Source organism: Sulfuriferula plumbiphila, from assembly GCF_009938015.1.
Classification (GTDB): Bacteria; Pseudomonadota; Gammaproteobacteria; order Burkholderiales; family Sulfuriferulaceae; genus Sulfuriferula; species Sulfuriferula plumbiphila.
The window spans coordinates 225,514-249,704 of the sequence record NZ_AP021884.1 but is presented as its reverse complement, the minus strand read 5'-3'; the positions used below and the strand labels follow the sequence as shown (position 1 = coordinate 249,704).

The following is a 24,191-nucleotide window of genomic DNA, read 5'->3' as shown; positions in this document are numbered from 1 at the left end:
TGCCATACTTGCCTTGAACAATGCGCTCTGGGTGGGGGAGTTTTGCAGAGTTTCCTTAACCTTTAAGAATGGACAGCAGATTGCGCACGCTGGCCCAGCCGGGCGACTCCATCAGCGACGGCAGCACGGCGCGCATGGCCTCCAGCCGGCGGCCTGATTTTGCAAGCGCATAGCCGAGGTTGAGCCGCGCCTGGCGCAGCCGGGTGGCATAGCCGCGGCGTACTGCGGGCGGCAAGCTGGCAGCCTGTTCACCCAGGGCAACCAGGGTACGGACGTTCTCGAACTGCGCGCGCACCGGATCAGCGCGGGTAGCGCTGGCGCTGTGGATGAGGTACACCGCCATCGGCGCACAGATCACTCCGGCACGGCGGCTGCGCGCGACCAGACGGGTGAGCAGGTGCACGTCCTCACACACTCTGAAACCGAGCGGATAGCCGCCCAATTCCAGGAACGTGGCGCGCGGCAGGCTCAGGGTGTGGGTGTCGCCGAAATGGTCGGCCGCGAAGGCTTCGAACTCTGCGCCCTCCATCACCACTTCGCGGCTGCCTGCAGCCTTGTCCAGCATCGCCCGGCCGGATGCCTTGCCCTGCATCGAGCGCCCCAGCAGCGCGCCGCTGGCGTCGCGGTATTCGTAATCGCCGGTGAGGAAATCCAGCGTTGGGTCGCGTGCAATCCATGCGGCGTGCCATTTCAAGCGGTCGAAGTAGTACCAGTCGTCGGCGTCGAGGAAGGCCAGCCAGTCCCCGCTCGCCGCCTGCGCGCCACGGTTGCGCGCCGCGGACACGCCCGCGTTGTCCTGGCGCAGATAGCGTATTTTGTCCCCATAGCCTGCCGCCACTGCGGCGCTGGCGTCGGTCGACCCATCGTCCACCACGATGATTTCATGCGCTGCATATGTCTGTGTCAGTACCGAATCCAGTGCGCGCGCCAGCGTCGCCGCCGCATTGTAGGCAGGGATGATGACGGAAAATCGCGGGGTGTTCATGCTGTCCACTTTGTCAGCAACCATAGCGGTAGTGCCAGCCCGGTGAGGCGCGCCAGTTTGGCAAAACGCGGCACGGTATGGATGCGTGCCAGCCAGGCGCGCAGACGCGGGTGCAGGCCGGTTTCGATCAGCTCCGCATCCCTGCGCGCCATTGCCGCGGCGATTTCCTGGGTGGGCAGGAAGCGCAGCGCGGGATAAGCGGCGCATGCCTTGCCCAGCAGCCGGTCGACTTCGTGCAAGGCAGCGTCGGCAGATTCGCCGAGAAAATTGAAGCGGTGGGTTTCCAGCAGCGTCGGACGAGCGCACGCAGTTTGCTGCGCCAGTGCCGCCAGTCCTTGTTCAGCGCGGTGGCCGAGCGCGGGCTCGAAATACTGGTCGCGCACCACGTAGAGCACGTCGTCCTGGCCGCGTTCGCCGTTCAGTATATTCCGCCCATCACCCGCCGGACGGCCTTGTGCATCGCGGTATTCGTGACGGGTGCCGGGGGTGACGATGCAGCGCACGCCATGCGCCGCCCAGGCACGTTCGACCGCGTCGCTCCACACAAAGGTAGGGGGCACGGCAACCTGCGCCGTGATGCCGAAAATGCGCTGGAATGCAGCAGTTTCATCGGCAGCGGCTGCGTTGATTTCCGGGATTGAGAGCGGCAGCGAGGGCAACACGGCAGCGGCAGTCCAGCGGCTTTGCAGGGGGGCGGGCAGGTCTTCGGTGCGCGGCAGGGCGTCGCCCGCCAGCCACGCTGCCACCCGCTTGTCGGTTTGGGCGGCGGCCATGACGGCAGCGGGCCAGTAGTGTTCCATGCCGTGCAACTGGGGGGCGAACACGCCTTCAGTGATGCCTGCACGCAGCGCAGCCAGCACCGGCGTCAGGCGCGCATCGTCCAGGGCGATATACAGATACTCACGGCCAGCAGCAGCGCGTATCGCCCCGGTGTCAGCGATGGCCAGCACGATGCCCAGCGCCATTACCGGGCACCGCCCGGTATGATCGCGGTGCCGGCCCAGCAGCGCACGCAGCGCATCCAGCGCTGCCGCCTGAGGCAGCACGCCCGCGCCCCAGTCGTCGCTTTCGATAACCAGTACCGGGCAGCGCCATGCCGGCTCGCGCCACAGGGCGATCAGCCGCTTGGCATACCCCGCCAGCACCAGCGCCCAGGCCAGCGGCAGCAGCCACAGCAGCGCCCACATGTTCAGAGTGCGTACCCCATCGCCCGCGCCACAGCGGCCACTTTCGGCAGCACGCGCTCGACGCGGTCACGGTTGCGCCCGTCTTTCCACTTATCCAGGCGGATTTCGGAGAAGGCGTTATACGGAGTATCCAGCACATTTTCGCAATGCGTCTGCATGGCCGCATCGAAAGGCAGGCCGGCCTCGCCAAACAGGCGTTTGAACCCCCCCACCGGATCACGCACCAGGTCTTCGTACAGCACCTCGCTCCATTGGCGGGCGGGGATCGCCGCTCTGGCGTCGAGTATGGCCTGGTTGATGGCGTTGTACTGGAATGCGCATACCTCTTCCACCGGCGCGTTGACATAGTCGCGCCAGCCGTCGGCGAGGAAAAAACACCATTGCGTGTAACGGCCGTTTTCCACTGCGACTTTTTCCGGAAGCCGCTGCGACCAGGTGGCGAATTCGTCCGGCTTGCCCCAGCCCTCGATCAGCGAATTGAGGTTGTCGCCGGGACTGCGCTTGATGAACACGAAATGGGCATCGGGGAACAGCGCATGCAGATAAGGCACGCACAGGCCGTTCTGGTTGTTCTTGTCGACGAAGCGGGATTGCCCGGTCCATCTGTAGAAATAGCGCGATACGTAGTCGCGGTCGGCGGCGCTGGCGTCAGCCGCATCCAGGCCGTGGGTGTCCCAGTTCTTGTTGGCGAGCGGATGCATGCCCACCCAGAAATCATGGGTTTCACGATTGAGCGATCCCAGCACTTGCGACTCGGAAAAGGTCTTGTACACCAGCGTGGTGCCGGCACGGCTGCAACCTACGATAATGACTGGCCGCTGTGCCGGCGTGCGCGTCACGTTCCACCAGCCAGCGCGTGCCGCACGCAGGGCCTGGCTGCCATGGTGGTTCAGGGTTTTTTCAACCTTCAGCCAGAATTCACTCAAAATTTTCTCTCATTATTAAATCCGGAAAAAGCAATTGACCACGGAGTTCACGGAGAACACGGAGTAAAAACAACGGATAGCAGGTCGCCTGTTATTCACCTGTTGGGTGGGCCATAAAAGCCCCGGGATTGCCTTCCTCCGTGCCCGCCGTGAACTCCGTGGTTTAGAACTAAGTTTTTTTGGTTCATGGTGTTACATGATTTTCTCATATCGCCCATTGGGTGAGGGGATTTGAATTTCAAATGCCTTGGTTTCCTCCATGCCTCCGTGGCCAGTGCCGTTTTTAGATTAAAAGCTTGGCGGGATTGGGTTACCATCCAATCACTAAAAAACGCTGACAGGGGAGATGCTATGGCCGGAATCTGCGGCTGGCTGGATAACAGGCTGGATCGGGTGCGCGGGCAGGGTGTCCTCGACACGATGTGCGCCGCACTCGGCCACCCTACTGCGCGACTGGAGAGCACCCTGCGCGATGGCGCGGCGCTGGCGGCAAGCTCGCCATTTGGCGACATCAGCCTGTATGAAGCCGGCGGCGTGATCGCCGTGTTGCGCGGCCGCATCCACAGCGGCGACCCTGCCATCGCCAGTGCCATCGCCCGGCACAACCCGGCGGCGGGGGTGCTCGCCGCCTGGCGCCAGGCCGGCCGCGACGGACTGGCACAGATCCATGGCAGCTTTGCCCTGGCGGTGTGCGAAACGACAACGAATACCCTGCTGCTGGCAGTGGATCGCGCCGGCGCGCAACCCTTGTGCTACGCGGAAGTCGCCGGCGGGCTGGCGTTTGCCGCGCGTGCCGACGCGCTCACCGCCCACCCCGAGGTGAGCAGTGCGCTCGATCAGCAGGCCATTTTTGATTATCTGTATTTTCATCTTGTCCCTGCCCCCACTTCGATTTTCCAGGGGGTGAAAAAGCTGCTCCCCGCCCAGTTTGCGGAGTGGCGCAACGGCCAGCTCAGCAGCGGATTTTACTGGCACCTGCATTACGACGACCACAGCAGCGCATCGCAAGCCGAGCTTGCCGCACGCTTTCATCCCATCCTGCGCGACTCGGTGGCACGTGCTGCACACGGCAATCAGCTTGGCGCATTTCTCTCCGGCGGGCTGGACAGCAGCACCGTCACCGGCACGCTTGCCGGGCTCGGCAACACACCCGTCAACACCTACTCCATCGGTTTCGAGGCCGACGGCTTCGACGAAATGGAATACGCGCGGCTGGCCGCCCGAACCTTTGCCGCGCACGCGCATGAGTATTACCTCAGGCCCGCCGATATTGTGGCCGCCATCCCCATCATCAGCGCCGCCTACGACGAACCGTTCGGCAACGAATCGGCGGTGCCCACTTATTTCTGCGCCAAACTTGCGCATGACGACGGTATCCGCATCATGCTGGGCGGCGACGGCGGCGACGAAATTTTCGGCGGCAACGCGCGCTACGCCAAGCAAAAAATCTTCGAGGTCTACGGTCTCATCCCTTCCTGGCTGCGCGCCGGCGTCATCGAGCCGCTGGTGCAGCTGCCCGGCCTGGCTGCGCTGCCGCCGGGACGCAAGCTGCAGAGCTATCTCCACCAAGCCAGGGTGCCGCTGCCAGACCGCATGGAGTCGTATAACTTCCTGCAGCGCACGCCGCTTGCCGAGATTTTCAACGCGGATTTCCTCGCCCGCATCCAGCCCGGCCAACCCGCCGAACTGTTGCGCGAAGTCTATCAACGCAGCGATTCACAGCATTTCATCAACCGCATGATGCACCTCGACCTCAAGTTCACCCTGGCCGACAACGATCTGCGCAAGGTCGGGCGCATGACCGAAGCGGCCGGCGTGGAAATACGCTACCCGCTGCTCGACGATGCCCTGCTCGACTTTTCCGGTGAAGTGCCGGTGCACCTCAAGGTCAAGGGCATGCGCCTGCGGCATTTTTTCAAGGAAGCGGTCCGCGACCTGCTCCCCAATGAGATCATCAACAAATCCAAACACGGCTTCGGCCTGCCGTTCGGGGTGTGGGCAACCACCCATGCGCCGCTACACGAACTGGTGCAGGACAGTCTGGCCGCGTTCGAGCGCCGCCACATCCTGCAACCCGCTTACCTGGCCGAGTTGCGCCGCCAGCACCAGGACGGCCACGCCACCTACTACGGGGTGATGATCTGGGTGGTGGTGATGCTGGAGCAGTGGCTGAGCAAGCGTGGGCTTTAACATGACCAAAAGATGGACAGGATTAACAGGAATATCTGATTAAATACGGATGTCGTTTTGTTCCTGTCAATCCTGAGAAATCCTGTTAATCCTGTCCCCGCCGCTCCTCACAAACGGCTGCGGCGCTGTTCGGATCGGTGTCATCACAACCTTGCCCGCAGCGGAACTCTGCTTCAGCGCCACCACCCCGGTCATCACCATGATTGCGATCAGGTGGTAATACAAATCAAAGTTCGCCAATCCCAGAAACGCCCCAGCCGAGGCAAAACCGACCATGCTGACCTGCAGCATGCGCGCTAAATCGGCCGCCCATTTTCTTTCCGGGTCTTTGCCGCATTCGCGAATGATCCTCGCGCCCTTGCGCCAGGTGAGCCAGGCCAGCAGCATGAACAAGCCAAAACCGACGTAACCGTGTTCGCCCAGCATCTCGAAATAGATGCTGTGTACATCGTGCACATTGTAGGGATCAGGGGCATATGCCTCGAACACCGCCGGCTGGAAAGTATCGAACCCACCCCCCACCAGGGGCCTGTCCTTGGACAGATTAAACGCGGTCCACCAGGCATTGATGCGGCCTTCAGCGGACGCATCATTCTGATAAGTATCAATGGTAGACATGCGTGCATGCCACTCTGCGGGCATGATCGCCAGAATCGCCACCACCGCCAATGCCATGACAAGACCGGTAAACAGCTTGTTGCGGGTTTTCAGCCAGAGGAAAACACCCATTGCCACACCCCCCACCAGCGCGCCGCGCGACTGACTGCCAATGACGGCTATCGCGCACAGGAACATCGCAGCGGTATACGAGTGGCGCATCCAGATTTTTTTTGCATTGAGATGCAGGTACCAGATCAGCGGTATGGTCATGATCAAGGCCAGCGCCATCTCATTGTTCCCGCCGATAAAGGTGCCGTACGGCCCCTGCACGCGGTAGGCGCCGCCGTGGACGATGGTGAAAATACCGCCTTTAATGCCGTAAAAACCCAGTGACAGGGCAATGATCAGCACCAGCGTTTCAAGCTTCTCGCGCGTGTTGATGAGCACCATGGTGAGGAAAATCATCAGCTGGATTTTCGCCACCTTCTCCATCTGCAACCACGCCAACTGCGGATACAGCGAGAAAATGGTGGTGACCAGCATCCATAAAATCAGCATGAGCAAAACGATACTCTCACGCGTCCACGGAACACGCCTGGGCTCACGTGAAAACACCAGCGCCGCCAAGGTGACGATGGCCACGATAAAAGCGAACGGGAAATTGTAGGCGAAGCCCCAGGCCAGCCGGTGCGGATTCATATAGCCCAGCCACGACCACAGATAAATGCCGATGTAAGGCTTGCCGAGTATGAAGGGAAGCGTGCCAAACACCACGGCAAAGACAAATATATCTCTCATGCTGCGTCTCTCCTGCCGCTGCTGGCACCGGATGGCGGCGCCACATGGCTGACTACATAACGGTATTTACCGGATTTTTCCTTGGGCACTTCATTCATCCGTTCTATCTCCACGCGCACGTCCGAGCCCAGGCGTTGCTGGATACCCGACAGGATTTTGCCGATGTTCGCCTCGTCAAACTGACGGTCGGTAGCGAGCAGGACACGCGTCAGTTGCAGATTTTCCTGCACCACCTTGAACTGGCGCACGCCGGGCAGATCGCGGATCATATACACCAGCGCCAGACCGTGCATCACCGTGCCGTCCTGCGCCACCACGAAATCGGTGCTGCGCCCTTCGATGGCTTTCAGCAGCGGCAGGCCGCGTCCGCAGGCGCAGGGCTGGTCATCAAGCACGCCGACATCGCCGGTACGATAACGGATAAACGGGAAATCGCCGGTGGCCAGATGCGTCACCACGATTTCGCCCGATTCGCCGTGCGGCAACACGCGGCCTGCTGCATCCACGATTTCCACGATGATGTCCTCGGCGGTGAGGTGCATCCCGCCTGCCGGGCACTGGTGCGCGATGAAGCCGGCGTCGCGCCCGCCGTAGCCATTCGCGACCGGGCAACCGAAAGTCTTTTCAATTTGTGAGCGCTGGTGGTCGTACAGCGCCTCGGAGGTGACGAAGGCGACTTTGATGCCCAGATCGTTCATGGCGATACCATGCCCGTCGGCGTGGCGCGCGATATGCGCCAGCGCGGACGGGTAGCCGAACAGCATTTTCGGGCGCATGGCACGAATCTCGCCGATGAAAGCGTCGAGTTTTTGCGCGGACATTTCAAACGCGGGCAGCAATTTCGTGCGCAGCAGCTTGTCGCGCAATTGCTTCACCCGGTCCTGCGCACCGAGTTCAATCGGCGATCCCCACACCACGATCTCCGGGTCGCCGATGTCCACGCCCCACCAGCGCGTGGCGCGCCACTTGGCGGCGACATCGTGACTGACGCGTTCGCGGCCAATCAAGAAAATCAGCGGCTCACCGCTGGAACCGCCGGTATTGAAGCGCGCCAGACCGATGGCGTTGTCCGCCTTGAGTTTTTCCAGATGGGCGCGGATTTCGGCCTTGGTCAGGAACGGCAGCCGCGCCAGATCGCCCGGATCGCGCAGCGCGCCGGGGTTGAAACCGGTGCGCCCGAACAGCTCGCGGTAGTACGGCACATGCGCCTGCGCGTGCATGAGCAGGGCGCGCAGGCGTTCCAGCTGCAAAGCCTGCAGACGTTTTGTATCCCACCACTGGGTCTCTTCCATGCCACGGCGCACCGCAACAGTTGTGTGGTGTTTGAGTCGCTCGTGCAGCGGGAACAGGATATTGGCGGCGAAGGCTGTGTACATGGGATGTTCGCTCAGTTCAGATGGCGTCGCAGCCAGCGCGCAAACGGGGTGAAAGCAGCAGTTTTCGGGGCCGCGTACTGGCGTGCCTGTCTGACCAGCCACAAGCAGTCGGACAGGGCGGTCCTAGCCAAGATGGCCTCCCTTATTCAGACTGATTTGCCTGCCGGCTGCGCGCGCGGCCAGCGTGCCGGCATGCAGTGCGTTGAATTCCTCCACCAGCACAGTGACACGTTTTTGCCAGTCGTTGTCGCGCGCGTAGGCAAGGATGGCTGGACGATCCCAGTCTTTTGCCAGTGCTGCCATGAGGGCAACACTCAAGGCGGCGTGGTCACCGAACGGCACGATCATGCCCAATTCGTCCCGGCACACCACCTCGGCATTGCCGCCCACATCGGTGCTGATGACCGGCAGACCGCATGCCATCGCCTCCAGAAAAACATTGGCCCAGCCCTCGTTGCGCGTGGCTAGCACGAACACATCGGCAGCCGATAGCGGCCATTTGAGCGAGGTGGCGGGGACGATACCGAGAAAGCGTACCGTATCGTGCAGGCCCAGCACTGCCACCTGTTGCTCAAGCTCGACGCGCATGTCGCCCTCGGCACCGGCGCCGCCGGCGATAAGGTAAACCAGTCCGGGGAAGCGTATTTTCAATTCCGGCAGGCATTCGATGACACGATGAAAGCCCTTGCGTTCAACCAGCCCGCCTACCGAAATCAGCACCGGCGCATCAGCGCCGATACCCAGCTGCGCACGCGCTTCGGCACGATCAACGCGGTGGAATTTGGCGCTGTCCACGCCGTTGCCCACCACGCGGATTTTGTCGCCGGGGATGCCCAGGCCAATGGCATGGCGGCGCAGCGAATCGGACACCGAAAACACCCGCGCCGCACGTGTCAGCGCGCGCACCAGCAGCGGGCGCAGTTTTGCATTTTTGGAATGAGGCACTTCCGTGCCGCGCAGGGTAATGGTCACCGGCACCCCCAGCCACTTGCCGAGCAGTGTGGCGGCATAGCCGTCGGGGTAGGCAAAGTGGGCGTCGAGGATGTCGAGTTTGCCGGCGCGCCGCAGTTTCTTCAGGGTGAAATAACTCCCCAGCGCCATGCACAGGCCATCCAGTTGTTTGAATGCGCCCGGCACCGAAAAGAAACGCGGGTGCAGCACTTCGATGCCATGCTGGCTCTCGTGAGGCAGCGCGTCCGGGCGAAAATGCGGCTTCCAGCGCCGCAGCAGCGATTGTCCCGGAAACCACGGCTGCGGCGACACCACGGTGAGCGGCAACACCTCACCCACACGGAACATGCGCTCGCGGATGAACGGGCCGGCATTGGGTGCACCGGCGTGCGGGAATAGCGTTGAAAAGACAACCAGATGCGGTTTCATGGCAGCAAGGTCTGACGTTTGGCGTAGTCGTAGACCGCTGCATAGCGCGCTACGCTGAGCGCCCAGTTGCGCTCGGTTTCGACAAAACGGCGGCCATGGGCGGCGAGTTGCGGCCAGCGCGCCGGCGCATTGAGCAGGCCAGGCACTTTTGCCGCCAGATCGGTCGCGTCGCCGGCGCGGAACAGCACGCCCGTCTCGCCGTCGCGGATCAGCTCCCGGTGGCCGCCCACGTCCGACGCCACCAGCACCCGCCCCTGCGCCATCGCTTCCAGCGGCTTTAACGGCGTGACCAGTTCAGTCAGGCGCATGGACAGACGCGGATACACCAGCACGTCGACCAGGTCATAGTACCGTTGCACCTGGTCATGCGGCACGCGCCCGCAGAATACCACCTTGTCCGCCACACCCAGTTGCACCGCCTGCGCCTTGAGCGCGTCTTCCTGCGGCCCGCCGCCCACCAGCAGCACGCGAATATCGGGGTTGGTTTGCAGCATCAGCGGCAGCGCGTCGAGCAGCAGGTTCAAGCCTTCGTAAGCATAGAACGAGCCGAGAAAGCCCAGCACCTGTCTGCCTTGCAGACCGAGCTGCGCCTTGAATGCGGCATCCGCCACGCCGCTCACGGTGAATTTCTCGATGTCCACCGCATTCGGTATGACCGTGATTTTTTCTGCCGCCACCCCCTTGCGCGCCGCGAGGTCGCTACGCAGCCCCTCGCATATCGTCGTCACCGCATCGGCATGCTGCACCGCCCAGGTTTCCAGCGAGCGGCTCAGCCGATAGCGCGGCCCCCACTCGGAACTGGTGCCGTGATCCACTGCGGCGTCTTCCCAGAACGCGCGAATCTCATATACCACCGGGATATTCAGCGCGCGCCCGACGCGAATCGCGGGCAGCGCGTTGAGCGCCGGCGAGTGGGCATGCAGAAAATCGGGCTTGCCGCGTTCCACCACTTCGCGCAGGCGGCGCTCGGTCGCATTCATCAGTGCGATCATGTTGAAAAACGGCAGCCGTGCGACCAGGCCGGTGACCGGCGGCGTGCGGTAGAAATGCAGGCCGTCGACCACTTCCTCGGCCACGCTGCAGTTGATCTGCTTGGGGCTGGTGAGGTGTTCGGTGTGCCAGCCGCGCTTGCGCTGCTCGCGCAGGATCGCGGCAGTGCGAAAGGTGTAGCCCGAGTGCAGCGGGATGGAATGATCGAGGATGTGCAGGATACGCATCGTTTAGACCCTCACCCCTGCCGGTCGACGACACACCAGCCAGAAACCCAGCCAGGACATATCTTCATCACTCAACTGACGGAACGGCCGCGCCAGATAGGGCCGTATTTCGTCAATCACCTGTTGCTCCGCCAGGGCGGTTGCCGTCAGCGTTACCGTATCCAGCCCCACATCGGCAAGTATTTGTCGGTAACGATCCACGCGCCAGCGGTTGGGTACACCTTTATGTCCATACATCAGCGCCCATAGAGGCAACGGCCAGGTCAAGAAATCCAGCTGGGAGCGTCGGTGCAAACCATGGCTTTTGAGATCCACCAGGTGTACGGCAATTCCTTTCGCGCGGAGCGCGGTGCGCATATCGACGAAAGTCGCGTACAGGCTGTTTACATGTTCCAGCACCGCTCGTGAAACAATCAAATCTGCCCAGTCTGTCAAACCGGATAGCCCACCCGGTTTGACCATGTAATGGATACGTTCCGGATTGAGGCCGCTGGCTGGCTCACCACGCCGCACGAAACACTGTTCGGCACGTTCACGCTGCCCTCCTTCAAGCGCGTCGAGCAGGTTCTGCAATACCTGAATGCAGCTATCCGAGAGGCGGCACAGTGGAAACCGGTCCACACAAATCACGCTTTGCGCACCATGCGCAATCATCAGCAGCGCCACCCCGGGCAAGTCGCCCGGCCCATACTCCAGCACGTGCTTGCCATCCAGATAAGTCTCAACTTGCCCGGAAGGCATGCCCGGCACCAGAAAATAATCCAGGAAACAGGTCCGGAAATAATCAGCGGTTCGCGCCACGCCCTCGTCATCACCACGTCCGGTCTGCCCGGTAAGGCGCACATACAGGGAGGGCGCCAACCACGCCACCTGATCAGTAAGCATGGCTCTTGCCATACGTTTCACATCCGCAACGGGATTGAGCCAGTACATCAGATACCTCCTGTCATCAGGATAGGTTCTTGACGCTGCAGCGGCGCTGTCGCTCCGGTTTCGTCGGCGTTGCGCAAAAAAGCCTCGAACATCAGCACCGACCACAGCGCTGCACCGTAGTCGCGCCGCCCGCTGGCGTGCTGATCGACCATTTCCTTGAGAAACGCCGCATTGAACAGACCGGTGTCGAGCAGGCGCGGCGACAGCACGGCGCTGCGCAAACGCTGCAACAGGGGTCCGCGGAACCATTCGGACAACGGAATCGAAAAGCCCATTTTCTTGCGATACAGAATGTCGTGCGGCAGATACGCTTGCAGGGCGTATTTGAAAATGTGCTTGCCCTCGGTTCCCTTGAGCTTCATGCCGACCGGCAGGCCGGATACCCATTCCACCAGCTGGTGGTCGAGCAGCGGCACGCGCACTTCCAGCGCGTGCGCCATGCTGGCGCGGTCCACCTTGGTCAGGATGTCGCCGGGCAGATAGGTTTTCATGTCCAGGTACTGTACCCGGGAAACGGCATCGCGGCCGGGGTTGCTGGCGTCGTGGCGGCGCAGCACTTCCACCGCCGAATAGCCTTGCAACTGGCGCTTGAGGTGGTCCGAAAACAGTTGCGCGCGCAGCGCATTGCTGCACACCGACACACCGTGAAAATAGCCTTCCACGCTATCGCGCGCCATGGCCTCGAAGGTGGTCTTGGCGCGCAATACTTTCGGCGCCCAGTCGGCCTTCGGGTAAGCGCGTCCCAGCCAGCCGAACAGAGGGCGGCGCATGCCCAGCGGCAGCAGCGCGCGCATTTTCTCTTCGTAGCCGTGCCAGCGGTAGCGCCGGTAACCGGCGAAATTCTCGTCGCCGCCGTCGCCGGACAGCGCCACGGTGACGTTGTTGCGCGCCAGTTCGCACACCCGGTAGGTGGGCATGGCGGAGCTGTCCGCATACGGCTCGTCGTAGAGATGCGCCAGTTCGTCAATCAGCGAAAAATCATCGGCCTCGACCTGGCCCACGCGGTGCGCAGTCTGATAACGCGTGGCCACCTGCCGGGCGTATTCAGCCTCGTTGTACCTGGGGTCACCGAAGGAAATCGAGCAGGTGTTGACCGGCGCATCGGACAGCTCCGCCATCATCGCCACCACGGCGGAAGAATCCACCCCGCCGGACAGGAAAGCGCCCAGCGGCACTTCCGCCACCATGCGGATTTTCACGGCTTCGCGCAGGCGCGCCACGGTTTCCTCGGCGGCGTCGTCTTCACTCATCGGTGCATGCGGGGTAAACGGGATGTCCCAGAACTGGCGTGGCTGGGGCAAGCTTTTGCCACGCTGCAAGGTGAGCGTGTGGCCGGGGGAAAGTTTGAGTGCCTGCCGGTAGATGGTGCGCGGCTCGGGCACATAGCCGTAGCCGAAGTAATCTTCGATTGCTAACGGATCGAATTCACGCTTGAAACCGGGATGGGCGGCGAGGGCTTTCAGCTCCGAGCCGAACACGAAGCAGCCGTTGTCGAGCAGCGCGTAGTAGAGCGGCTTCACCCCCATGCGGTCGCGCGCCAGGAAAAAAGTCTGACTATTGCGATCCCATAACGCGAAAGCGAACATGCCGCGAAAATGCGCGACGCAGGCTTCGCCCCATTGTTCCCAGGCATGCACGATCACCTCGGTGTCGGAGCGGGTGCGGAAGGTGTGGCCGAGGCTTTGCAACTGCGGGATCAGGTCGACGAAGTTGTAAATCTCGCCGTTGAACACCACCACCACGCTGCCGTCCTCATTGAACAGCGGCTGCTGGCCGCTGGCGATATCAATAATCGCCAGGCGCCGGTGACCCAGCCCGACGCCCGGCTCGATGTGCAGTCCCGCCTCGTCCGGCCCGCGGTGCGACTGGATATCGTTGATGCGCGACAGCAGTGTCCGGTCGATCGGGCGCACGCCTGTCAGGTCAAAAATTCCGGAGATTCCGCACATGGTAAAACAGTCCTCGTTTAGCCGCCATTGCGTGACGGTTCGTCATTATTGTCGGGTACGCAGCACTTGGTCATACACCTGTTCGTAAGCTTGCGTCATTGACTCAAGGCTGAATTGACGCTCAATTTTCTGACGCGCTGCCTGGCCCTGGCGGGTCGTCTGAGTGGGGTCATTAAAATAGCTCAGCAAGGTGCGTGCCATCGTCTCCACATCGCCCGCATTAACCAATGTTCCATTACCGCCGGACTGCACCAGCTCGACGTTGCCGCCCACTGCCGTGGCGATCACCGGCAGGCCGCTGGCCTGCGCCTCCAGAATGGTGTTGGATATGCCTTCACCCAGCGACGCCAGCACGAATACATCCATGGCACGCATCAGCTCGGGGATGTCGGTGCGCTCGCCGGGCAGCCAGGCCAGCGCCTCGGCGCCCGCCGCACGCAACAGTTCCAGGCACGGGGCGCGGGAAATCCCCTCGCCCACGATCACCAGGCGCGCCCGCTGCCGTGCCTCGGGGTGCAGCTCCAGCAGGCGCAGGAAAGCGCGCACCAGCGTGGGATAGTCCTTCACCTCGGCCATGCGCCCCACACTGCCGAACACCACCGCGTCATCCGCGGCAAAGCCTGCCGGCAGGCCGTTACGCTGCCCGGCGCGCGGATGGAAGCGCATGCTGTCCACGCCGCTGTAGATCTGGGTAATGCGGCTGGCAGGCACACCCACCATGGCTTGCAGCCAGGCCTGCAGGTCGCGGCTGACGGTGATGTAGTGCCCCACCAGCGGGCGTGCCGCGCGCCGCAGCAGGTTGTATTTGCGGCTGCTGCCGTACAGGTCGAACACGTCGCGCCCATGCTCGCCATGGACGCGGCGCCGCACCCCGGCAGCCGCGGCGACGAACTGGCCTTCCAGCGCCGACAGGTTGCGCGTGTGCACCAGATCCGGTTGCAATTCGCGCAGCTTGCGCCACAGCCGGGGGTAGATGGAAACATCCCGCCCCGGCTGCTTGTGCAGCGCATAAAACGGCACGGGCTGGGCCACGATACGCTGGGCAAAAGAGGTGTAATCGGTCAGGCACACCACCGCGTGGCGGTATTTGTGCGCCGGCAGGCTATTCAGGATATTGACCATGCCGTTCTCCATCCCCCCCACGGCGAAGTGATGCACAACGTGGACGATCAGCGGAATCCTTGCAGCGCTCAAGACTGTGCAACTTGCCTGAGGCTGGCAGCGATGGCCGGCTGCATGTCCCGCATGAATTCGCGCAGTACCGGCTGCGCCTGTTCCACACCGTCCGCATAAGGCGTGGCCATCACGATTGCCGCGCCGTCATCGCGCGCGCCGCGGACCCTTGCGCCGGCCAGCAGCAGCTTGGCGAGATAGTCATTGGTGGTGTCGCGCCCATCCAGTTGATTCCAGCGCCACACCAGCAGGCGTTGCGGCGCTGAACGCAGCCTGGCCTGGATTACCTCGGCAGGTTGCGCGCCTGCGCCCGGTGCGATATTGGTCTCACCCATGTTCAACCACTCCGGATGTTTCTGCCGGATCATGTAATTCTGGCTGCTGATCTGCTCGGCACCCTGGCGCTGGGTGCGGTAATAGGCCAGATACAGCATCACCTGCTGGTTGCCCTTGCGGTAATACAGGGCGCGCTCGGCATCCGGTCCGACATAGTGCGGATGCCAGTCGGTAAACGGCGCGGCCTCCAGCGCCCAGCCATTGGCCGGGGCGGGCGGCGCAATCTGCAGGCCATGCGGCAGCACTCTGCGCCCATCCAGCCAGGCTGCATACACAGGGCCGGTAAGCGCAACGGCAATACTCAGCAGCGCCGCCAGCGCTATCCTGGCTAGCGGCGCGGCGGGGGCATCGTGGGCCAATACCTGCGCCGACGGCACAACCGACGCTTCATCCTCGCGCCAGAAGCTGCCGATCCAGAACAGCAACAGCATCACCACGCCGAAAAACACCCAGCCGTAGATCAGGTGGTCGAAGCCCAGCGCCAGCTTCATGTCGGACAGCACAGCGATCATCACAATCATGTAGGCACGCAGGCCGTTGGCAATCACCGGCACCACGATGGCAGCCAGCGCAAACAGGATGCGCCGGACGTTACTGCGATAAGTGAGATAGGCATACAGGCAACCCAGCGTGAACGAGGCAATCAGATAACGCAGCCCGCTGCAGCCCTCCACCACCGACCATTCGCCACTGGGAACGGTGAAGAAAGTCCCTTCCTGATAAACCGGCATGCCGGTCAATTGCAGCGCCTTGACGGTGAAATTGGCGGTAAACGTCATCATGTGCGGAATCAGCGCCTCGCCCATGGGCACCGCGAGGAGCAAGAAACCCAGCGGAAACGCCATGGCGCGCACCACGCGGCTGCCGAGTATGGTCCACACTGCCGCCGGCAGCATCGCCACCAGCATGAGCTGCTCGCCCACCAGCACGCCGCCGCTGTGCGCGAACAGCCAGCCCGCCGCAAGCAGCAACAGCAACACCAGGCCGCGCCAGTCCGGCCGGTATGCCAGGCGCGCCAGTTCGCTGCGCCGGCGCCAGATCAGCCAGGCGCTGATGGGAAAAATCAGGAAACCATGGGTGAAGGTTTCAGAACGTTCCCAGATCGCCACCGTGGACGCGCTGGTGGAGTAAAAAATCAACAGCAAGGCAACGACAGTGGCAATGGCAAGTGCGGCGGCGGCAGGCCAGCCACGCACCATTGACGGTTCAGCAGCAGCGGGTTGCAAGGTAGCGCTCATGTGTGGTGTTCCCTGAGTGAAACCACCCTGGCGGCGGGCGGTTGTTGAATCGGAGAAGGGTTACGGCATTCCAGCAGGGCATCCACCCGGCGCAGATTATCCGGCCAGGCGTAATGCCCCAGCATGGCGGCGCGCGCTGCCGTGCCCATGCCAGGATGTGCGTCGCCCAACACCACCATGACCTGTTCGGCAAAACGGGCTGCGTTGTCCGCCACCAGCAAGTCGCGACCCGGCACAGCCTGGATACCCTCCAGCGCCTGCGCGCTGGCGACCACGGGCAGCGCCATCGCCATCGCTTCCAGCACCTTGTTCTGCACCCCCCGGGCGATACGCAATGGCGCCACCGCCAGACGCGCGTGGCGCAACCAGGGACGCACGTCCCCGACGCGGCCAGTCACCGTCACGCCCGGCAATTGCGCCAGATCCTGGACCGCCTGGCCGGGGCAGCCACCGACGATGACGAATTGCGCCTCGGCAAAGCGCGCGCGGATGATGGGGAAAATCTCGCGCGCAAACCACATCACCGCATCCACATTCGGCCAGTAGTCCATGGCCCCGGTAAACACCAGCGGCAGGCGGCCTGCCGGGTAAGGATCAGGGTAGTCGCGTTGCGGCGAGAAATACTCGGAATCCACGCCGTTGTTGAACCAGCCGATATGCGCAGCCGATTCGGGGGCAAGCTGGGTGAAATGGCGCGCCTCGGCTTCCGATACAAACAACGCCGCGTCACTGCGCGCCGCCAGCTCGCGCTCCCACGCCAGCAGCGTGCGGCCTTCGCGCCGATACAGCCAGGACAGCGGCCACGGCTTGGCCCGTGCGTACTGCGTCCATTTGTCGGAATCCACATCGACAAAATCCACCACGCTGTGCAGCGCGTGATCATGCGGCACGAACTGCCCCATCGCCGAGGAAAACACCAGCACTTTGCCCACGCCGCGCGCAGCGAGCATCTGCGTAACCCAGCGCTGCATCCCGGCGTGCGCGTAGTAGGGCAGGGTCAGCGGCGCGCCGCTGGCAAACCCGGCAAGGCTTTTCAGTTTGGCGCTGCGGGGTTTGAGCGGCGCGAAAAAAGTCTCGCCGCAGATGGCCTGCAGATGGGCGGTGTATTGCCAGTCTGCGGCATCGTCGACAAAACACCCCAGGTGCACGCGGTACCGCTGAGCGAGGTGTTTGAGCAGATGGTACGAGCGGATCTTGTCGCCCTTGTTGGGGGGAAAAGGGATGCGGTGCGCCAGGAAAAGCAGCTCCTCCATTGCCTAGCCCAGATTCTTGACAATATGCGGGCCGATGACATTGGCCAGCGCCAGCGGCAGCCGCTGCCACGCCTTGATGAACAGCCGGTACCTGGGATTGAGCGGGTTGTGGTCGGGCACGCTGCGGCCGCGCACCAGGTGGTATTCGTAATACAGGGGCTGCGCTTCAAAGCCCCAGTTTTTCTTGAAATCGTAGGAGCCGGTGCCGAGCTTGCTGCGCCCGTAGTCGAATACGCGGCAGCCCTTTTCGCAGGCGCGGCGCATCACTTCCCAGTACATGAAATCGTTGCCGGCCAGATGGCGCGCTTCCGCGGTACCGCCGCCGTAGTAAGGCAGCACTTCATCGCGGAAGTAAAAATTCATCACGCTGCTGATGACGCGTCCATCCAGGGTGATGGTGAGAATTTCGCAGGCCTCGCCGAACACCTGTTTCAGCAGCCGGAAATACTTGCGCGAGAACACCGGCGTGCCGAGCCGATGCACGCTGCTGGAATAAGCATGGAAGAAGCGCTGCGTGTGCGCGTCTATCGCGCTCACCAGCCCGGCCTTGATGCCTTTGCGCACCATGGCGCGCTGCTTGCGCGGAATGGCAATCATGTTGCGCTCCACTTCCGGGTCGATTGCCTTGCGGAAGGTGACGTATAAATCCTTGCCTGGCCAATCCGTATGGAAAGGCTGGCGGTTGCGATATTCGAGATGCTCGACGCGCAGCGCGCCGGCAAGCTTCAGCGCAGCTTGATCCAGCGCGCGCCTTGCCGCTTCGTTGAGTGCCGCCGGGCCGCCATATACGCAGAACGGCAGGGCAGAGAGCGAATGCCCAAACAGGCGGCTGTTGATTTCGGCGAGCGGCAACACACCGTGGATTTCACCGTCCACTTCGGCCAGCAAAAAATGCGTGCGATGGCCGAACGCCCGTTCGATCACCTCGCGCCAGCCCGCACGGTGAAAGAAAGTCGCCTCCGGGCAGGACTGTACAAAGGCATCCCAGCGCGCCGCGTCGGTTGCCAGCATGGGGCGCACGGTCACGCCGGCTGATTCGGGCGGGAGTTTGACGGATGCGTTCATGCCGCATCCTTCATGAACACCCGATCCACCCGATCCCACTGGAAATCGCGCAGCAGGTGGGCAATGCGCCCTTCCATGCGGGTGAGGTTCACATAGTGGCGAAACCGCGTCCTGAAACCGATACCGCGCTGGCGCGGCTGTTCCGGGTCGATTTCCCAGGGATGAAAATAGAACATGCAGGGCTGGCCGTCGGTGTGGTTCACGCGCCGCATCAGCCAGCGCGACAGGGCGTAAGGCATCAGGCGGAAGTAGCCGCCGCCGCCGGCGGGCAGGTTGCGCCCGAACAGGTGTACGGTGCTGGGCGGGAATTCCAGCAAGTCGTCGTCCAGCGGGCGGAACGCAAAGCGTGGCGCGTCGGGCATCCCGTAGTGATCGTGCGCCACCGGATAAATGCTGGAACTGTAGCGGTGGCCGGCTTCGCGCAACACTTCCAGCGCCCACAGATTGCGGCTGCCGATGGAAAAACTCGGCGCGCGATAGCCGCGCACTGCCACGCCGCCGATGTCTTCCAGCAGACCCTTGGCGCGGGTGATGTCGGCGCGAAACTGCTCCGGGGTCAGGTCTGAGGCGCGCTGGTGGCCGTAGCCGTGGCTGGCCAGTTCGTGGCCGTTGTCGACGATGGCGCGCACCACTTGCGGATAGCGCTCGGCTATCCAGCCCAGGGTGAAAAAAGTGGCATGGGTGTGATGCTCGTCGAGCATAGCCAGGATGCGCGCCATGTTGCGCTCTATCCGGCACGGCCGGGCATCCCAGCTGTCGCGCGCGATATGCGGGGCGAAAGCGGATACCTGGAAGTAGTCTTCCACGTCGATGGTCATGGCATTGTGCACGATAGGTCCTTTATGCGACGGCATGATTACGTGCGTCCAGCCAGTGCAGCAAAATCGCGGCAATGCGTACTGCTGCGCGGCCATCCCAGAATTCGGGAATACGCCCGGCCTTGCCGCCGCCATTGAGCAGCTCTTCCACCGCTCCCAGAATCCGCTTGCGCTCGGTGCCGACGATGGTGTTGGTGCCTTCGTCTACGGTAATCGGGCGCTCGGTATTGTGGCGCAAGGTCAGGCAGGGCACGCCCAGCGCAGTGGTTTCTTCCTGAATGCCGCCGGAATCGGTCAGCACGATACGCGCGTCCTTCATCAGGCCGAGCATTTCCAGATAGCCTTGCGGCGGCAGCACTTTGATACCCGGCCTATCCAGCCACGCCGCCAGGCCGAGACGGTCAATACTGGCGCGGGTGCGCGGATGCAACGGGAAAACGATGGGCAGGTCTGCGGCTATCATTGCCACGGTTTCCAGCAGATTACCGAGGATGTCGGCGTCGTCCACATTGGACGGGCGGTGCAGCGTCAGCACGCCATATCCTTCAGGCAAAACCTCGCCCAGCGTCATGGCAACGGGCACTGCGCGCGGCAGGTTGTGATGCAGGGTGTCGATCATCACATTGCCGACAAAATGCACGCGTGCGGCGGCTATGCCCTCGCGCGCCAGATTTTTGTGGGCGTCTTTTTCAGTGATGAACAGCAAGTCGGAAATCTGGTCGGTGAGCACGCGGTTGATTTCCTCCGGCATGCTGCGGTCATGGCTGCGCAGACCGGCTTCGACGTGAATCACTGCCACACCGCGTTTGGCCGCCACCAGCGCGCAGGCAATGGTGGAGTTGACATCACCCACCACCAGAATCGCGGCCGGCTGCTCCTGCTCCAGCACCGGTTCGAAGCGGCGCATGATTTCAGCGGTCTGCAGCGCGTGGCTGGCGGAACCGACTTCGAGATTGATGTCGGGGTGGGGGATGCCAAGATCGGTGAAGAAGCGGCCGTTCATCGCCGCGTCATAATGCTGGCCGGTGTGCACCAGCTTGGCACGGATGCCGGCGCCCGCGAGGGCGGCCATCACCGGCGCGATTTTCATGAAATTGGGGCGCGCACCCACCACGCACAAGATATCGGTCATGCTGATCCCCGGGCTTTGTTCTATTGGTTGGCTTCCGGCGACTCATTCGCCGTGGGCGTGTTTTTCTCCGATACCATGAACAGTATCTTGCGTACGATCGGCAATATGCGGTTGAGCGAGCGTTCCATCTGCTCGACCCGGCCATTGAGCCGCAGCATGTCGTCGGGCATGCCATGGCCGCCATCGGCAGAGGCGCCGTTGCCGCGCAACATACCAGCGCCGGGGATATCCTGATGTGCGACTTCATGGCGCAGGTCTTCCACCACCTCCTTCACGGCGACGCTGTCGAAGGCGATCTTTTCTTCCAGGAAGCCATACAGCAGCAGGCGGTCGCAAAAAGTATTGATACGCCGCGGTATGCCGCCGGTAAATTGATAAATGGTCTCGAATGCATCGTCGCTGAATGAAGGCACGCCCTTCCAGCCCACGGTACGCAGGCGGTGCTCGATATAGGCGCGGGTTTCAATCGCATCCAGCGGTCCGAGGTGGTAGGAAGCCGTCACGCGCTGGCGCAGCTGCTGCATGTCCTGGCTTTGCAGGATGTTGCGGAACTCGGGTTGGCCCAACAGGAAACTCTGGATCAGCGAACGCTCGTTGTTCTGAAAATTCGACAACATGCGCAACTCTTCCACCGCGCGCGGGGTGAGGTTCTGTGCTTCATCCACCACCAGCAACGCGCGCTTTCCCTGTTGTGCTGCGGCGAGCAAAAAAACCTCAAGGTTTTTCAGGATTGCGGATTTGTTGATGCCTTCGTGCTCCAGTCCGAACGATGCAGCCACGCTGCGCAGCGTGTCATCCGCATCAAGCTGGGTGCTGACCAGTTGCGCCGCAACGATATTCTCCGATTCCAGCTGCTTGAACAGGTTGCGCACCAGCGTGGTTTTACCCGCTCCCACCTCGCCGGTGATGACAATAAACCCCTCTCCCAGCGACAACCCGTACTCCAGGTAAGCCATGGCGCGCTTGTGGCCTTTGCTGCCAAAGAAAAAACGCGGATCGGGGCTCAGCTGGAATGGCTTGGCGTTGAGATGGTAATACGCTTCGTACATGTCATTGCATCCTAGAAGGTCATATTGACCAGTGCAGTGATGCTGTTTTCGGTAAAGTCATTGCCGGGCAGGTTGGAACTGCGTGCCTGGTGGCGAACGATGACGGAGCCGTTTAATTTGGGCTGGAACTGATGGGTCAATCCGCCCGCAATACTCCACAGGTCGTCCTGGCGGTTTTGGGATGGCACCTGAATGCGCGCCAGATTTCCATACAGATTGAATGTGGTACGCGGGGCAAAATGCCAGTTCCAGCCGGCGTTGACGCCCGACTGGCGATCATAAGTCCCACTCGTCTGCAAATCGCGGCGCAGGCTGTAGAGGCCCAGGTTGTAGTCACTCTTGCCCACATTCACGCCCACGCCCGCGGTCAGATTTTTGAGAATGAATACCTCGTTGACCAGGCTCAGGCTGGGGGTAACGGCTGCCACAGCCAGCTGACAACCTGCGGGAACCGGATTGCCGAGCGGAATCGCCACCACAAACCCGGTGGGTGACGCAGTGGAGGGAAAATAGGAATACCCGGCCGGGATGGTCTGGCATACATAAAACCCGCCCAGCACTGCGTACGACAGGCTGGTGGCGCTGCTGGTGGCGAGGTCTTCGCTGTAACCGGCGCGCCAGTTGGTATGACGGGTGCGTTCGCTGAGGTCAAACGAATAGGTCCTGCCAAAAAAACGGTGGCCATATGTGGCTGCCACACTGGTACGGGATGTGGGCGCCCAGATGAATCCCGCATTCCAGAAGGGGCCGCCAATCTTGCTGCCGCTCAGGCTGATGTAGTTATTGCGCTCCTGGCCGGCCGTGGCGTTAACCCTGAATTTGCGCGTCAGTGCATAACCCAGCGTGGCGGAAGCGCGTTCGAATTCGGTGTCAGCTATGAACTGGTTTTTGTTCTTGTTGTAGCTGTAATTGATGCCCCAGAACAGGTCGTTGAATGCGCTGCCACTGGTCAACGCCCCCACCACGCTGTCGGAAACCGTGTTGGAAATACCCTGGGTATCGTAATAAACGCCGCTCTGGCTTACCCGCAAATTGGCATCGGCAAAGCTGTCGAAACGTTTTTTAATATAAGGACTGATGCTGTAGGTCCCAACCGTGGTCAGATTTTTGGGCGCATTGGTGTTGCCGAACCCCACAGGTGCCAGCGCATTCAGGTTTTGCTGGGAAATCGCAGTGTTTGCATCGAGAAACAGGAAATCCTTCAGCAATTCGGCGTTGGCGGCTGCATAGAGCTGGTGATTGAGCGCATTGTAATTGCTGTTATTCAGGTAGGTCAGGGATTGCAGCGCGTAGCTGGCCCGGACCTTGAGGCGCGCGCCGTCCTTGCTGATTTGCACACCCGGACGAACCTCGGTAATGAAATCACTCTCCCTGGACTGGCCGGAAGGTGCGAGGTTGACGTTATCGGTATAGCGCTCGCTCACGGTCAGATTCGGCGTGATTTTCCAGTCGGCCGCCACTGCCGGCAACGCCCCCCCCGCGAGCAGCATGGCGTACGCGAGCGTAACGCGCACGCCGAGCCGTGTTGCAGAACTGAGCCGCGACCTATTTTCCGTATGTGCCATAGTATCCGTAGTAGTTATCGTTGCCGAGTACCGCGGTCGCCTTGTTCAGCACCATGCCGATGACTTCACATGACGCAAGCTGATTGAGTGCATCTTTGACGGCTTCCTGCGAGGTTTTTTCTGCTTCCACCACCATCACGATTTGCCCCATGTGGGTGGCCAGCACGCTGGCCTCACTGGTGGACAGCAGCGGCGGGGAGTCAAAAATGATGACGCGATCCGGGTAACGATTGGCCAGGTCTGCGACCAGCCGGCTCATCGCAGAACTCGCCAGCAACTCGGTGCCGTGCTTGTAAAGGTACCCGGCAGGCAACAAGGAGAGCTTGGGGATATTGGTGCGCAACATCACCTCTGACAGCTCCAGGCTGGGATCCTGCAGCACATCCAGCAAGCCCTTGCCGGCACGAATCCCCAGGTATTCGGGCAGGCGTGGTCGCGCCACGTCGGCATCCACCAGCAGCACGGTGCGTTCCATTTCCGTTGCAATACTGATCGCGAGATTGAGAGAGCAGAATGATTTTCCCTCTCCAGGCAGCGCGCTGGTCACCATGATCAGGTTGCCGTTCCTGACTGCCGCACCACCGTGACCAAACGCATTGGCCAGCAAGGGGCGCTTGATCAGACGGAACTCTTCTGCGACCTGGCTGCGTTCAGCGTCCGGCGTGACGCCACCCATGCGTGCCAGGCGCTTCAAATCAATCTCAACCCGCATGGAAGTTGCGGCAACGGCGTCTGCCTCGCTGTCCACATCCGCTCGCGTGGCGAGTGCACCCGACGCGGCCTGGGCATGCTCACGCTGCATTGCGGCTTCAATCCGGCTGGCAGGTTTTTCCATTGCCACATTCGCTACTGCGGCCTCCGGCCGCGACGCCGGATCGTTGTGTACCAGCTTGTTGGCTGCTTTTTCGATAATGCTCATCTATCACTCCCTATCCGGACTCAGCTTAACCGGCCGCTGAAACTGCTGCTGAGCATGTCTGCGACGTTGCGCGGTGCCCGTTCCTTCGCCATCGGCCGGGTA

General features: G+C 61.9%; 19 protein-coding genes. 1 reads left to right on the top strand and 18 read right to left on the bottom strand.

Features of this window, described 5'->3' with window-relative positions; all coding sequences use genetic code 11:
- Positions 1–55 precede the first annotated feature (55 nt).
- Genes GZH91_RS01255 through GZH91_RS01245 form a run of 3 tightly spaced genes read right to left on the bottom strand, consistent with a single transcriptional unit; the run spans position 56 to position 3,098 of the window.
- A complete protein-coding gene (locus GZH91_RS01255) occupies positions 56–985 on the bottom strand; it encodes a glycosyltransferase family 2 protein (RefSeq protein WP_147069987.1) in 930 nt (309 codons plus the stop codon).
- Positions 982–2,172, bottom strand: coding sequence for a hypothetical protein (locus tag GZH91_RS01250; RefSeq protein WP_223264449.1), 1,191 nt, complete (start codon positions 2,170–2,172; stop codon positions 982–984). The genes GZH91_RS01255 and GZH91_RS01250 overlap by 4 nt, the downstream gene beginning before the upstream one ends.
- Positions 2,173–2,174: 2 nt before the next feature.
- Positions 2,175–3,098 carry a sulfotransferase family protein gene (locus tag GZH91_RS01245; RefSeq protein WP_147069983.1) on the bottom strand — a complete coding sequence of 308 codons (924 nt, stop codon included), beginning with the start codon at positions 3,096–3,098 and terminating at the stop codon, positions 2,175–2,177.
- A 351-nt stretch (positions 3,099–3,449) separates the two neighbouring features.
- Here GZH91_RS01245 and GZH91_RS01240 point away from each other — a divergent pair, with 351 nt between their 5' ends.
- Positions 3,450–5,288, top strand: coding sequence for an asparagine synthetase B family protein (locus tag GZH91_RS01240; protein ID WP_198415358.1), 1,839 nt, complete (start codon positions 3,450–3,452; stop codon positions 5,286–5,288).
- Between the two features lie 66 nt (positions 5,289–5,354).
- On the opposite strand, the gene GZH91_RS01235 is transcribed toward GZH91_RS01240, so the two are convergent.
- From GZH91_RS01235 to GZH91_RS01165, 15 genes are all read right to left on the bottom strand, one after another.
- On the bottom strand, positions 5,355–6,686 hold the full coding sequence (locus GZH91_RS01235) for a putative O-glycosylation ligase, exosortase A system-associated (RefSeq protein WP_147069981.1): 1,332 nt from the start codon (positions 6,684–6,686) through the stop codon (positions 5,355–5,357).
- Complete coding sequence (locus GZH91_RS01230; protein WP_147069979.1) at positions 6,683–8,062, bottom strand: phenylacetate--CoA ligase family protein; 1,380 nt, start codon at positions 8,060–8,062, stop codon at positions 6,683–6,685. Before GZH91_RS01230 ends, GZH91_RS01235 begins: the two co-directional genes overlap by 4 nt.
- Positions 8,063–8,185: 123 nt before the next feature.
- A complete protein-coding gene (locus GZH91_RS01225; protein WP_147069977.1) occupies positions 8,186–9,442 on the bottom strand; it encodes a glycosyltransferase in 1,257 nt (418 codons plus the stop codon).
- Positions 9,439–10,659, bottom strand: coding sequence for a TIGR04063 family PEP-CTERM/XrtA system glycosyltransferase (locus GZH91_RS01220; RefSeq protein ID WP_147069975.1), 1,221 nt, complete (start codon positions 10,657–10,659; stop codon positions 9,439–9,441). The genes GZH91_RS01225 and GZH91_RS01220 overlap by 4 nt, the downstream gene beginning before the upstream one ends.
- A 3-nt stretch (positions 10,660–10,662) precedes the next feature.
- On the bottom strand, positions 10,663–11,592 hold the full coding sequence (locus tag GZH91_RS01215; protein WP_147069973.1) for a methyltransferase domain-containing protein: 930 nt from the start codon (positions 11,590–11,592) through the stop codon (positions 10,663–10,665).
- The gene (locus GZH91_RS01210) at positions 11,592–13,541 is read right to left on the bottom strand and encodes an XrtA/PEP-CTERM system amidotransferase (RefSeq protein ID WP_147069972.1); all 1,950 of its coding nucleotides are present in this window, start codon (positions 13,539–13,541) and stop codon (positions 11,592–11,594) included. The genes GZH91_RS01215 and GZH91_RS01210 overlap by 1 nt, the downstream gene beginning before the upstream one ends.
- A gap of 45 nt (positions 13,542–13,586) precedes the next feature.
- Positions 13,587–14,735: a TIGR03088 family PEP-CTERM/XrtA system glycosyltransferase gene (locus GZH91_RS01205; RefSeq protein WP_223264448.1), complete on the bottom strand. Its 1,149-nt coding sequence runs from the start codon at positions 14,733–14,735 to the stop codon at positions 13,587–13,589.
- Positions 14,732–16,288, bottom strand: a complete 1,557-nt coding sequence (xrtA, locus tag GZH91_RS01200; RefSeq protein WP_223264447.1) for an exosortase A — start codon at positions 16,286–16,288, stop codon at positions 14,732–14,734. Before xrtA ends, GZH91_RS01205 begins: the two co-directional genes overlap by 4 nt.
- Entirely contained in the window at positions 16,285–17,541 is a 1,257-nt protein-coding gene (locus tag GZH91_RS01195; protein ID WP_147069970.1) for a TIGR03087 family PEP-CTERM/XrtA system glycosyltransferase, read from the bottom strand. Before GZH91_RS01195 ends, xrtA begins: the two co-directional genes overlap by 4 nt.
- Before the next feature lie 3 nt (positions 17,542–17,544).
- Positions 17,545–18,606 (bottom strand): FemAB family XrtA/PEP-CTERM system-associated protein, encoded by a 1,062-nt coding sequence (locus tag GZH91_RS01190; RefSeq protein ID WP_147069968.1) that lies wholly within the window; start codon positions 18,604–18,606, stop codon positions 17,545–17,547.
- Positions 18,603–19,424: an XrtA system polysaccharide deacetylase gene (locus GZH91_RS01185; RefSeq protein WP_147069991.1), complete on the bottom strand. Its 822-nt coding sequence runs from the start codon at positions 19,422–19,424 to the stop codon at positions 18,603–18,605. Before GZH91_RS01185 ends, GZH91_RS01190 begins: the two co-directional genes overlap by 4 nt.
- Before the next feature lie 22 nt (positions 19,425–19,446).
- A complete protein-coding gene (gene wecB, locus GZH91_RS01180) occupies positions 19,447–20,556 on the bottom strand; it encodes a non-hydrolyzing UDP-N-acetylglucosamine 2-epimerase (RefSeq protein ID WP_147069966.1) in 1,110 nt (369 codons plus the stop codon).
- 20 nt (positions 20,557–20,576) lie between these two features.
- Complete coding sequence (locus GZH91_RS01175) at positions 20,577–21,605, bottom strand: XrtA/PEP-CTERM system-associated ATPase (RefSeq protein WP_147069964.1); 1,029 nt, start codon at positions 21,603–21,605, stop codon at positions 20,577–20,579.
- A gap of 11 nt (positions 21,606–21,616) precedes the next feature.
- On the bottom strand, positions 21,617–23,119 hold the full coding sequence (locus GZH91_RS01170; RefSeq protein WP_161984130.1) for a TIGR03016 family PEP-CTERM system-associated outer membrane protein: 1,503 nt from the start codon (positions 23,117–23,119) through the stop codon (positions 21,617–21,619).
- A gap of 31 nt (positions 23,120–23,150) precedes the next feature.
- Entirely contained in the window at positions 23,151–24,089 is a 939-nt protein-coding gene (locus GZH91_RS01165) for an XrtA-associated tyrosine autokinase (protein WP_147069960.1), read from the bottom strand.
- Positions 24,090–24,191: the final 102 nt, after the last annotated feature.